Consider the following 12109-nt stretch of genomic DNA (forward strand, 5'->3'; position numbering starts at 1 on the left):
GCTGAATGAAGAATTCGGATTTACAAGCCACTAAACAGCGGTACAACATCGTGGGCAACTGCGATGCCTTGAACCATGTAATCGATGTTGCCTTACAAGTAGCGCCGACCGACCTTAGTGTGCTCATCATCGGCGAAAGCGGAGTAGGAAAAGAAATCATTCCACGTGTCATCCACGACAACTCTCCACGACGTCGCGAGAAGTACTTTGCCATCAACTGCGGTTCCATTCCAGAGGGCACTATCGACTCTGAGCTGTTCGGCCATGTGAAAGGCTCCTTCACAGGTGCCATAAACGACTCTCCTGGCTATTTCGGCGTAGCTAACAAGGGTACACTCTTCCTTGACGAGGTGGGTGAACTGCCACTCGCCACTCAGGCACGCCTGCTACGCGTACTTGAAAATGGCGAGTATATTCCTGTAGGAGCTACAGAGGTTAGGAAGACCGATGTGCGCATAGTGGCAGCAACTAACGTAAACATACAGAAAGCCATAAGCGAGGGACGTTTTCGCGAAGACCTCTACTTCCGTCTGAATGAAGTACCTGTTCAGATGCCCCCTCTTCGCGAGCGAGGCGAAGACATAGTGCTGCTCTTCCGTCTCTTTGCCATGCAGATGGCAGAGAAATACAAGATGGATCGCATACAGCTGACCGATGAGGCAAAGCAGATGCTTATGCGCTATAAGTGGCCAGGCAATGTACGTCAGCTGAAGAACATCACCCAGCAGATATCTGTGCTCAGTACTGAGCGCATTATAACGCCAGAGATCTTAGCAAAGTTTATACCCCAAGACCGTGAGAGCACTCAGCTAACTGTGGTTAACAATGGTGGTGACCACTCGTTTGAGAACGAACGCGAGATACTCTACAAGATTCTCTTTGAACTTCGTGGCAATGTCAACGACATGCGACGCGAGATGAGTCTTCTCAAGAAGCAGCTCGACGATGTCCAGCATAAGCCTCAGACCATCATCAGCTCTACTACCTCCCACCCTGTAGCAACATCAATGCCTGCACATCTGCAGACCATTCAGACTGTACAGCCCACTATGGAAGATGCCGAGGCAGAGGAATTCTTCGAATCTGCTCCAGAGCAGGAGAACCTTAATCTGAACGAGCTGAGCCGACAGATGCTGGAGAAAGCCCTCGAGCGAAACAACGGTGTACGCAAGAAAGCTGCACAGGAACTTGGCATCAGCGACCGCACCCTCTACCGATGGCTTAAACAGTATGGGATAGTGTAAAAGCTAAGCATTTATTATCACTATGAAATTTAGGATCATCATAACACTTGCCCTTCTCCTATTGTTGAACGCCTGCTCAGTGAGCTATAAGTTCAACGGAGCGAGCATAGACTATACGAAGACGAAGACAATTCAGATCAACGACTTCCCCATTCGTTCAGCCTATGTGTGGGGCCCCATGGCAAACATCTTCAACAACCAGTTGAAAGACCAGTATGCCAACCACACCAAACTCATTCAAGTGAAGCGAAATGGTGACCTTAAGATAGACGGCGAGATAACACGCTACGAACAGCGCAACAAGTCGGTATCATCCGAAGGCTACTCAGCACAGACAGAACTGTCTATGACAGTCAACGTGCGCTTCACAAACAATGTGAACCACAACGAAGACTTTGAACGACAGTTCACTGCCTCAGCATCCTACGAGACCACGATGTCACTCAACTCTGTTCAGGAAGAGCTCGTGACCCAGATGGTAAAAGAAATCTGCGACCAGATATTCAATGCCACCGTAGCAAACTGGTAAAAAGAAACGAAATTGATCATCAGCTAATATTCTTGACATAAGAAAGTGGAACTGACAGAGCTAATTAAACATCCTGACTACATGGATCGCGACACGCTATACGAGTTGCGGTCATTGGTAGCGCTGTACCCCACTTTCCAGACGGCGCGTCTGCTGATGCTTCAAAACCTGTTCATCCTTCACGACCAGTCGTTTGACCAAGAGCTACGTCGCGCTGCCATATATATTACCAATCGCGACGTCTTGTTTCAGATGATTGAGGCAAGCCACTACAAGCTTCGTCAGGAACAAAGCGACAATCGTCCCAAGCCAAAGAGCGATAACGAGACAAACAGCAGCCGCACCATATCACTTATCGACACATTCCTTGAATCCATACCAAAGGATGAAGAGGAGGAAGAGAAGAAGGCGAGCAAAACGAAGAAGCGTCGCCCCACCCCAGCCGATGCAGCTGTTGACTATGTCGCCTACCTGCTTGAGACTCAGGACGAATCAGAAGAAGACAAGAAAGAGAATACCCCTCAGCTGTTAGGTCACGACCTGATAGACAACTTCATCGACACAGAGAAAGGTCGCATCTCCCTTAGTGACACACCATCCATGCCACCTATCGAGGAAGATGAGCATGACGATGCAGAAAAAGACTCAAATCAGTCAGAAGACAGCTTTTTCACTGAGACTTTAGCCCGAATTTACATAAAACAGGGCAGATATTCTAAGGCTTTAGAAATTATTAGCCGATTAAGTTTGCAATATCCAAAAAAAAATGCTTACTTTGCAGACCAAATTCGATTCTTAGAAAAATTGATTATAAATAACAACAAAAAAAAGCAATAAAAAGACATGTACACAATTTTAGTAGCTCTTATCGTTTTGGCATCAATCTGCATGATCATCATCGTGCTGATGCAAGAGTCTAAGGGTGGCGGTTTGGCATCAAACTACGCCTCTTACAATCAGATTGGCGGTGTTCGCAAGACCACTGAGTTCATTGAGAAGGCAACATTCTTCCTCGCTGCTTTCATGGTAGTCATCAGCGTTCTCTGCGCTTACGTTGCTCCTAAGGGTGCAAGCGAAGGTTCAGTCATCGAGGGAATTGAGCTTCCTGCAACCAACTCAAGCAACCTTCCTGGTTTCAATGCCAGTCAGACACAGCCCACTGAGGCTCCTGCTGCTCCAGCAACAGAGACTCCTGAAAACTAAAGCTAACGAGAAAAGGTTTAATAAACGAGGGTGCGTTCAAGAATTTGAGCGCACCCTCTCGTTTTCCCTCTTACCTCTCACTTCTCGCCATCCTACGTTAGGCGAGACTAGTGCCTCGATTTAGATCGAGACACTGACCTGAATTTTATGTTAGGAGACTCCCCTGAGACGTGTTTTTTATTATCATCTTTATCACCAACGATTAATAGAATTATCCATGTCAGCACAGGCGAAACAAATAATGAAAGTAGCACCCACCCCAATGGGTCACGATGCCTGTTTCTTGCCATATTCAAAGTTATACCAATGTATATCCAATAAGCTATAACAATCACGCATGCTATAGCCATTATGCCCATTGGAATCTTCCACACTAAAGGACTAACCACAATTTCAGCTATAATCCTCATCATTGATTATTTTGTTTTATACGATTTTAGCTCAAACTCAACCTTATACTTACGGTCCGGACTACCAGGTACGATTCTACTTTTATAGTATGCATAATTATCATCATGCCCATATCCTTTTAATGAAAAACTCTTTACCATGCCAGACTCTATAATAACATTTTTCGTAAAATCTTGATAATCCAGCATATTACCACTCATATCGTAGTAAATCATACGCCCAGTAACTTGAGTGATAACATAGTCTGTATTGTTTTTCAATGCCACCGTAGCATCAGATTGCACCCAATCATGGTTATAGTTTGCCAATGTCAGCGCATTTGAATCAAAATCTTTCGACGATTTGGAAGCATCAGGATGCGTTGTGGCTGTATTTGCCTTCGCAACAGTCTGCTTCTTATCAGCCACAGCCTCATTACGTTTCGATTTCAGTTGTTCCAATTCCTGACGAAGCTGTCCTACCTCGTCTTTAAGAGCTTTCCATTCAGCAGCAGGCACCACTATATCACCATCTGCCCTATGTATCACTTCATCATCTAAGTCGACACGCTCTTTCGGTGAATCTTCCCATCGAATCAAGCCTGAAGCCCAAAGTAACACAATCACGAGTACCACGCCTATAAACACGATGAACGCCTTGGCATTCCTACTTTTACTTTCTTCCCAGTCGTATTTCATAATCGTTATATATTTTGAGGTGTCAATGGACCTGTTCCTGCGTCACCAGGACGGTTAATATTAGTGTAAAAGTTCTTTTCTTCATATTAGTTCTTGTTTTAGGTTTCAATACTGCAAAGATACAAAAAAATCCGCTTAGTACGACCAAACGGATAGTTTTTTTGAATACTTTTATTTCAAAAAAGGTATTTTGGCATCAATATCCTCATGCAATTGAAGTAGTCCAGTCTAATAGATTAGGCCTATACAACGAGGATTAGGGGATTGGACTCTGAATTAAAATCAGTACATTTACCTCTTACCTTTGCATCCGATTATAGAGATTGTTCCATTTTCATGAAATATTTCTTGCAGATGGATGCAATACGGTTTAAGTTTTGTAGCTTTGCTAGAGATTTATGCCGTTGAGGGTGAGAAGACACTCACCTAGATAAGTAGAGACTATATCGTGGGACAGGATAAGCTTCCACCCTCGTTTTCAGATCTTTGGAGCCAGGACAAAGTATCAGAGGACATCCTTTATGTATGGCAGAGGATGATTCAGAGTATATACAAGAGGAAAGGCGGTGAGGATTTGAGGCTATAATCATCAACATTATTAACTCAAAACACTACTGTCCGGTTAAATTTCACCAAAGCGAAAGTTGGCGGTCATCTTCCGGATTTTGATTAATAATTGGTTTGTCAAAAAGTTCATTCAGCGGAGTCCTCTCAAAGAGAACTTGGCCGATGACATTAGAGAATATGTAAAGATTTTGTTCGATATGATACATCTTCAGAGCAATAATAAGCAGCAGGTAGTCACAGATGGCAATCCATATCTGTGTGAAGACTGCGTTTTGGGACGTCCCATAGAACGTCTTGATGTGCAGGTGCTGCTTGATCCATTTGAAGAACGTTTCGATAGTCCAGCGCTCTCGGTACAGTTCCGCAATGGTAATTGCTTCAAGGGTGAAGTCATTCGTCAGGAATCGATACACTACGTTCTGCGCAAAGTCCTCATAGACGACCAGACGCAACAAATCAGGGTACTTCTTGGCTGTAAAGAGACCAGTAAGACTGATGGACTCGTCAGAGATGACGCCAGTCTGCCTGTCAACCTCTCTTGCCTCGAATACGGAATATTTCATGTTGTCCTTTGCTCTGGTTACAAAGTAAGCCTTCTGCTGTTGGAAGAGACGGAACAGACGGTCAAAGTCCACATAGCCTTTATCCATCAGATAGTAAGCCCCTGCTTCTACAGGCAAGCTGTCCATAGCCTGAGTATCATGCACATTGCCAGGAGTAAGCATGATGAAGTTGGGTATGTTGTTCTTTACATCAATCAAAGTGTGCATCTTGAAAGCACCTTTGTCATGATGGAACTTCGCCCATGGACAGAGATGCAGACACAGGTTGATGGTACTGCTGTCAAAGGCATACACCATATTGTCAATTCCCAACCGATAGTATTCATCTTTATACAGGACTTTAGCCCTCTCGACAAGTACCATTGCGTAGTCCTGATAGATACGCCAGTCCTTCTTCTCGTTCATGTCGGCGAGAGTGGACTTGGGCATCACCTTCAGACCGGCATGATACAACTTGGAGTTGAAAGCAGTCAACTGAGCCTCTATGCTACGAAGGCTTGCGCTGCTGGTCAGCTGAGCATAACTCATGACAAGGAACTGGTCACGGCAAGTGAATCGTCTTGCATGAAAATCCCCTCTATATCTGTCAATACATTTCCTGAGCTCGTAGTCAGGGATGAGAGACATCAGTTGCGAGAATACAGTATTTCCGGCATTCATATCCTGTGCTATCTTATATATGAGACAGTACAAAGATAAAAAATCAAATCGGAAAATTTTTAAATCGCTGTATCTCATTGAAATTTAAACATTTAATTAACGTTCGGAAAAATTTAACCGGACACTAGTGAACTCAAAATTCAAACCGTATGAAACCGAATTTCAAACCTGGCAAGTGGTTTATGCAGTGCGTGGGAATCGACATTGCAAAGGGTACGTTCACGGCCTGCCTGTGTATGTATGAGTTCGATCAGGGATGCTCTACCGCCCCTGTAGTGTTTAACAACGACAAGACTGGTTTCAACCAGTTCGTCAAATGGAGCCGTAAAGAGGCTCTGAAGGGCTACCCTCTGCGCTATGTGATGGAACCCACTGGTGTCTATTACGAGCAGCTGGCATCCCATCTGAACAAACTCAGTCTGAACGTCTGCGTTGTGTTGCCTAACAAGGCCCGTGAGTTTGCAAAGTACGAGGGTATCCTCACAAAGACCGATAACATGGATGCCTATACTCTTGGGATGCTTGGGTGTTTGGACAAGCGCCTCAAACCTTGGGCACCGCCATCTCCTATCTATAGGGAACTGCGACAGATGACGCGTTTCGTGGCCGACATCAACAAGGTCAAGACACAGTTGAGGAACCATCTGGAGGCACTCGCACACAGCGAGATAGCGGAGAAGAGCATCGTCAAGCACTATAACAAACTTATCAACGAGATAGACAAACAGCTGGACAGTAATCAGAAGGCCATCCGCGAGAAGATCAAGCAGGAGCCCGGACTGTCAGAGCGTATTGACCGTATCACAACCATCAACGGCATAGGGTTTATGACTGTAGCTACAGTGGTTGCAGAGACAAATGGCTTTGCGCTGATAACTAACCGCAAGCAACTGACAAGATATGCAGGGCTTGATGTTCCTGCACATCAGTCGGGACCTGTAGACCCTAAGCGTCACATCTCAAAGCAGGGAAACGTACACATCAGAACGGCACTCTATTTTCCTGCCATTGTCAGCACTCAGTGTAATCCTCAGATGAAAGATTTCTATGGGCGCCTATGTGACAGGAATACACAGTCGAAAATGATTGGAGTGACAGCCACCATGCGCAAGCTACTACTGCTCATATACAGCCTTTGGAAAAGTGGAGAGAAGTATGACCCGACACGTAACAAAACTGCATGTGATAAGCAAAAGAAAGAGGCTGAAACCACTGAAGGCCAGCCTCACGGGATAGATGTTGGGACATTGGCTGAAGAATAGCCGCAGAACGCTGTCTTCCCTTGATGGCTGCAAAGTTAATCAAATTCTTTTAAATAACAAAGAAATAATCATAAAACATAGCACACTGCTGAGGAGAAACAGTGCGGCAGCACCCGTAAACATCAGAAAAAAAATCGCCGCAGACGATAAACGCTATACACTGATTGTTGTTATGGAACTCACTAAGCATTGAATCTCACATCACAGCAGAGCCCTGTCGCAATTTACATTGAAAACAGGGCATGAATGCTGCGTGTAAATGCAATCAATAGACAAGAATTGTTAAAATGCCTCACTTTTAATCCAAAAAGTTTGGTTTTTAAAACAGTATCTGTCCCTGGTGTCATCCAAAAGGCAGAAAACATTAGAGAAAAACGCATGATTGTAAGGGCTCATCAATGACTTACGGGGGCTGTCCCTGTGAACGATTGAGTATTACCGCTTGCGCCTGTGTCATAATTATGAGTTTACTTTCAGTTTAAGCAAATCGAAATACATCAGACGGGTATTAAGCGGCAGGTGACCTACACCTATACCCATGTATTTTGCCTCCAGCCGTTCGTCAGCAATAAGATAACGGAAGCCGTTCTTCTCGTAATAATGGAGCGTATCTGGGCGGTTCAACGCATCGACAATAAGGAAACGGCAACCCGTGCGGTTATTGGTGCGGAAGAGCACTTTAATAAAGTCCATGATGGCCGTTCCATAGCCATGACCAGCAAAGTCCTTGTTCGTACCAAGACGACCGATGAGTACGGCTGGGAAACGCTTCAACGTCTTGTCGCGCAAGTCTGTATCATCAAGAAACTGCTCCTTGTATTCATCGGCAATGCGGTTGGTCAGACGGATGCTGTCGTTAGAGAGTGAAAAAGCGGTGACTATGGTATCAGGCTGATTTTTTAGACAGAATAAGTAGGTCTTGCCAAGCAGCTTTCGCTGATTGACAAGGCAATCTTTGGTAAATAACTCATCAAGGTCACCTTCACCACAACTGAAAGGCTTGCAATCGGCAAGTTTTTCTTCTGTGAGACGTACGAGGTCACATTCGCTTAGAAGCTGCTCTACGGTCATAGGGCTGTACATGTCTTCAGGTAGTCTGCAACCACCTGTGCCTCATGGCGATAGTCCTCTGTGCCTGGGTTTTGCTCCGTGAGCGTGGCCTCGCTTTCAAATGTTCTTGCTGTCTCGCCATAGAGAGTCGGGATAGCTCTTATTGCTGTTGCCATAGTCTTAAACTAATGTTCTATTTCACGTTGCAAAAGTAGCAAATAAAATCTGAACAGCCAAATAAAAGGGTAATTAAATAACAATGGAACAGGTACACAAGCCCTGAATATGATTGAATGACATGATGACAAGATGACATCGTGACATTAAGGATATTCAACATGTAGTAGGGTTAAGAGTGATAAATTGAAAGAAAGAATATATAGTAATAATATATAATATATATATTATATATTATTACTAACCATAGTTTTGCGTATCATGATATTCCTTAATGTCACGTTGTCATGATGTCATTGTCACTATTCGCGAGTTACGTCTCCCTTTAACAGATTTTTACAGGTTACGCTATACCAAAATTAGGTGTCCCAAGAAAAATGTCGTACCTTTGTACTGTGTTTAGGATGCATCACAATGACACACAAGAGCGTTTAGAAAGAACGCACGCGGCGAACAGAAAAAACACCGCCAGCAATCAGAAAGAACGCTCACGAGAGAACTCAAACTACTTAAACAACTTAAACTTTTAAACCTTTAAACCTTTAAACCATTAAACAACTTAAACCTTTAAACTATTAAAAACTATGGGAACAATTACAATTAAGAAGTATCAGAACACAAACGAGAAGCTGACGAAGTGTTACGGCAAGTGGTATGGCAAGGTGCTCCACCGCGGCACAATGGGCACCGATGAGCTGGCCAACCACATCATGAAGCACGGCTCTGTGTATACCGACGACGTGGTGCTGGGCGTGACCCGCAAGCTCATGCACTGCATAGCAGAGCAGCTGGCAGAGGGCTACAAGGTGAAGCTCGACGGCATTGGCACACTCTACCTCGGCGCCAGCTCCACAGGTGCGGACAGCTCCGAGGACTTCGACATCTCAAAGAACATCACTCGCATAGGCGTGAAGTTCCTCGCCGACCAGAGCAAGAACAGCATCTACACCGCAAGGGTGATGCGCCAGAGCAACACGCTCACCACAAAAATCGGTCTCGAGGGCGGATATCTGGTCGACGGAAGCGCAAGCGGCAACAACAACGACACGCCGAACCCAGGAGCAGTGGAAGAGGAGCCTTAAAACTTAAAACCTAAAACCCACCCCTTCCATTCTTGGACGAGCCAAGCGTCGCAAGCGCCGAGCGCCCGAGGGGAGGGGGATGAGTTAGAAAAGAACGCGAGAAAAAAATCCGTGAAATCCGTGAAATCCGTTGTTAAAAAAGAAGAACGCGAGAATAAAAATCCGTGAAATCCGTGAAATCCGTTGTTAAAAAAGAAAAGCTATGAAGAAAGAAACGTGGAAATTTGTGTTGCAGACGCTCGCGGCGATACTTACCGCGATAGCAACAAGCCTCGGAGTGCAGAGTTGCATGTAGACCCACCCCTTCCATTCTTGGACGAGCCAAGCGTCGCAAGCGACGAGCGCCCGAGGGGAGGGGGATGAATTAGTAAATTAGTAAGAGCATTAGAAAAATTATCTGTAGTCTGTAGTCTAAGCCTGAAGTTTATAGTCTAAGTCTGAAGTCTATAGTCAGAATCTGAAGTCATAATTTTATTTTTGCAATTAATGAACAAAAATTGAAAGAAAATTCGTACCTTTGCACGCGAATATGGAGAATAATAGCATACTACAGAAACTTGACGGACTGGAGGCTCGCTTTGAGGAGGTGTCGACATTGATTACAGACCCTTCTGTGATAGCCGATCAGCAGCGCTTTGTAAAGCTGACAAAGGAATATAAAGACCTGGGCGACATCATGGATGCACGCCGTCGTTATATCACATGTCTGAACAGCATCAAAGAGGCAAAGGACATTCTTGCTAACGAGGATGATCCTGAGATGAAGGAGATAGCTCGTGAGGAGCTGGCTGAAAACGAGGCTCTACAGCCACAACTGGAGGAGGAGATAAAGATAGCACTCATTCCGAAAGACCCAGAAGACGGCAAAAACGTACAGATGGAGATACGTGCAGGAACAGGCGGCGACGAGGCTTGTCTGTTTGCCGGTGACTTGTTCAAGATGTACAAGAACTACTGCGAGTCGAAGGGCTGGCAGCTATCAGTAACCGACTTCAACGAGGGTGCCGTTGGCGGATACAAGGAGATTGACTTCGCTGTATCAGGAGCCGATGTGTATGGCACGCTGAAATATGAGTCAGGTGTACACCGTGTGCAGCGTGTGCCTGTAACAGAGTCTAACGGACGCATGCAGACATCGGCAGCAACTGTTGCCGTGCTTCCAGAGGCTGACAAGTTCGAGGTTCACATCAACGAAGGTGAGATAAAGTGGGACACATTCCGCTCATCGGGTGCTGGTGGTCAGAACGTGAACAAGGTGGAGTCTGGCGTGCGTCTGCGCTACATGTGGAAGAACCCAAACACTGGCGAGACGGAAGAGATTCTCATTGAGTGTACTGAGACCCGCGACCAGCCAAAGAACAAGGAGCGTGCTCTCTCGCGTCTGTACACGTTTATCTATGACAAGGAGCACCAGAAATATGTTGATGACATTGCTTCGCGTCGTAAGACCCTCGTGAGCACTGGCGACCGCTCTGCAAAGATTCGCACATATAACTTCCCACAGGGACGAGTGACGGACCATCGCATAGGCTATACGACTCATGACCTGCAGGGATTCCTCGCTGGCGACATACAGGCAATGATTGATGCGCTGACAGTGGCTGAGAATGCAGAACGTATGAAGGAGAGCGAACTCTAATTAAAACAAATTAAAATATGGGATTTTGGGAAGAAGTTAAAAAAGAATGGACATGGTCTAGCATCAAGAAGCAATGGTCTGACTTTTTGGCAATATTCATTGCCGCAGCAATCGCCGAAGTGTTCCGGGAAGATGGCTTTTGGCTTTATTGGCTGGTATGGCTAATCCTCTTCTTCCTATCAAGATTTATACTATTATTAATAAAGAAAAGCATTTCATGACAAGAACAGAATTAATAGAACAGATTCGCGAGAAACGCTCGTTTCTTTGTGTAGGTCTCGACACTGACCCAAAGAAGATGCCTAAGTGTGTCTTCGACCTTCACGACCCCATCTTCGAGTTCAACAAGGCCATCATCGATGCTACAGCAGCATACTGTGTGGCTTACAAGCCAAACCTTGCTTTCTATGAGGCTTTCGGACTGAAGGGCATGGAGTCGTTTGTCAAGACATGCGACTATCTTAAGAAGAACTATCCTAACCACCTGATCATTGCCGACGCAAAGCGTGGTGATATAGGCAACACCAGCCAGATGTATGCTCGCACCTTCTTTGAGGAGTATGACATCGACGCGCTTACCGTGGCACCATACATGGGTGAGGACAGCATTACTCCATTCCTGCAATATGACGGCAAATGGGTTATCGTGCTGGCGCTGACAAGCAACAAGGGCTCTTATGACTTCCAGTTGACTGAAGATGCTCAAGGCGAGCGCCTGTTTGAGAAAGTTATGAAAAAGTGTCAGCAGTGGGGTAACGACAAGAACATGATGTTCGTTGTAGGTGCCACTCAGGGTAAGATGTTTGAGGACATACGGCGCATTGCTCCTAACCATTTCCTGCTTGTGCCTGGCGTAGGTGCTCAGGGTGGCTCGCTTCAGGAGGTGTGCAAGTATGGCATGAACAAGGACTGTGGATTGCTCGTCAACTCTTCTCGTGGAATAATCTATGCTTCTTCTGATGACCATTTTGCTGGAATGGCAGGCAACAAGGCTCGTGAGCTTCAGCAGGAGATGGCAATAGAGCTTGAGAAGGCTGGACTTTAA

General features: G+C 45.4%; 14 protein-coding genes. 10 read left to right on the plus strand and 4 right to left on the minus strand.

All coding sequences use genetic code 11. From position 1 onward, the window contains the following. The first annotated feature begins 5 nt into the window (after positions 1 to 5). Genes M1L52_RS13540 through secG form a run of 4 tightly spaced genes read left to right on the plus strand, consistent with a single transcriptional unit; the run spans position 6 to position 2976 of the window. The gene (locus tag M1L52_RS13540) at positions 6 to 1244 is read left to right on the plus strand and encodes a sigma-54 interaction domain-containing protein (protein ID WP_248615567.1); all 1239 of its coding nucleotides are present in this window, start codon (positions 6 to 8) and stop codon (positions 1242 to 1244) included. A 22-nt stretch (positions 1245 to 1266) separates the two neighbouring features. Beyond that, positions 1267 to 1773, plus strand: a complete 507-nt coding sequence (locus tag M1L52_RS13545; RefSeq protein ID WP_248615568.1) for an LptE family protein — start codon at positions 1267 to 1269, stop codon at positions 1771 to 1773. Between the two features lie 45 nt (positions 1774 to 1818). Next, positions 1819 to 2610, plus strand: coding sequence for a tetratricopeptide repeat protein (locus tag M1L52_RS13550; RefSeq protein WP_248615569.1), 792 nt, complete (start codon positions 1819 to 1821; stop codon positions 2608 to 2610). Between the two features lie 6 nt (positions 2611 to 2616). Then, complete coding sequence (gene secG / locus M1L52_RS13555) at positions 2617 to 2976, plus strand: preprotein translocase subunit SecG (RefSeq protein WP_248615570.1); 360 nt, start codon at positions 2617 to 2619, stop codon at positions 2974 to 2976. A gap of 416 nt (positions 2977 to 3392) precedes the next feature. Here secG and M1L52_RS13560 read toward each other — a convergent pair whose 3' ends face one another. Both M1L52_RS13560 and M1L52_RS13565 read right to left on the minus strand, forming a co-directional pair. Next, positions 3393 to 4064 carry a PspA/IM30 family protein gene (locus tag M1L52_RS13560; RefSeq protein ID WP_248615571.1) on the minus strand — a complete coding sequence of 224 codons (672 nt, stop codon included), beginning with the start codon at positions 4062 to 4064 and terminating at the stop codon, positions 3393 to 3395. Between the two features lie 629 nt (positions 4065 to 4693). Next, complete coding sequence (locus M1L52_RS13565) at positions 4694 to 5854, minus strand: IS4 family transposase (protein WP_317231464.1); 1161 nt, start codon at positions 5852 to 5854, stop codon at positions 4694 to 4696. A 149-nt stretch (positions 5855 to 6003) separates the two neighbouring features. Here M1L52_RS13565 and M1L52_RS13570 point away from each other — a divergent pair, with 149 nt between their 5' ends. Continuing rightward, the gene (locus M1L52_RS13570; RefSeq protein ID WP_248614308.1) at positions 6004 to 7116 is read left to right on the plus strand and encodes an IS110 family transposase; all 1113 of its coding nucleotides are present in this window, start codon (positions 6004 to 6006) and stop codon (positions 7114 to 7116) included. A 459-nt stretch (positions 7117 to 7575) separates the two neighbouring features. Here the strand turns inward: M1L52_RS13570 and M1L52_RS13575 are convergent, their stop codons facing one another. Both M1L52_RS13575 and M1L52_RS13580 read right to left on the minus strand, forming a co-directional pair. Then, complete coding sequence (locus tag M1L52_RS13575) at positions 7576 to 8199, minus strand: GNAT family N-acetyltransferase (protein ID WP_248615572.1); 624 nt, start codon at positions 8197 to 8199, stop codon at positions 7576 to 7578. Beyond that, positions 8184 to 8342 carry a hypothetical protein gene (locus M1L52_RS13580; protein WP_248615573.1) on the minus strand — a complete coding sequence of 53 codons (159 nt, stop codon included), beginning with the start codon at positions 8340 to 8342 and terminating at the stop codon, positions 8184 to 8186. The genes M1L52_RS13575 and M1L52_RS13580 overlap by 16 nt, the downstream gene beginning before the upstream one ends. A 585-nt stretch (positions 8343 to 8927) precedes the next feature. On the opposite strand from M1L52_RS13580, the gene M1L52_RS13585 reads away from it, so the two are divergent. The 5 genes from M1L52_RS13585 (at position 8928) to pyrF (ending at position 12109) form a co-directional block, all read left to right on the plus strand. After that, positions 8928 to 9425 carry a hypothetical protein gene (locus tag M1L52_RS13585; RefSeq protein ID WP_248615574.1) on the plus strand — a complete coding sequence of 166 codons (498 nt, stop codon included), beginning with the start codon at positions 8928 to 8930 and terminating at the stop codon, positions 9423 to 9425. Between the two features lie 202 nt (positions 9426 to 9627). After that, a complete protein-coding gene (locus tag M1L52_RS13590) occupies positions 9628 to 9720 on the plus strand; it encodes a smalltalk protein (RefSeq protein WP_248615575.1) in 93 nt (30 codons plus the stop codon). Positions 9721 to 9954: 234 nt separating this feature from the next. After that, positions 9955 to 11064, plus strand: a complete 1110-nt coding sequence (gene prfA, locus M1L52_RS13595; protein WP_248615576.1) for a peptide chain release factor 1 — start codon at positions 9955 to 9957, stop codon at positions 11062 to 11064. Between the two features lie 17 nt (positions 11065 to 11081). Further along, positions 11082 to 11285 (plus strand): hypothetical protein, encoded by a 204-nt coding sequence (locus M1L52_RS13600; RefSeq protein WP_248615577.1) that lies wholly within the window; start codon positions 11082 to 11084, stop codon positions 11283 to 11285. Further along, positions 11282 to 12109, plus strand: coding sequence for an orotidine-5'-phosphate decarboxylase (gene pyrF, locus M1L52_RS13605; protein WP_248615578.1), 828 nt, complete (start codon positions 11282 to 11284; stop codon positions 12107 to 12109). The genes M1L52_RS13600 and pyrF overlap by 4 nt, the downstream gene beginning before the upstream one ends.

Origin of the sequence: Prevotella sp. E13-27 (genome assembly GCF_023217965.1) — a bacterium.
Classification (GTDB): domain Bacteria; phylum Bacteroidota; class Bacteroidia; order Bacteroidales; family Bacteroidaceae; genus Prevotella.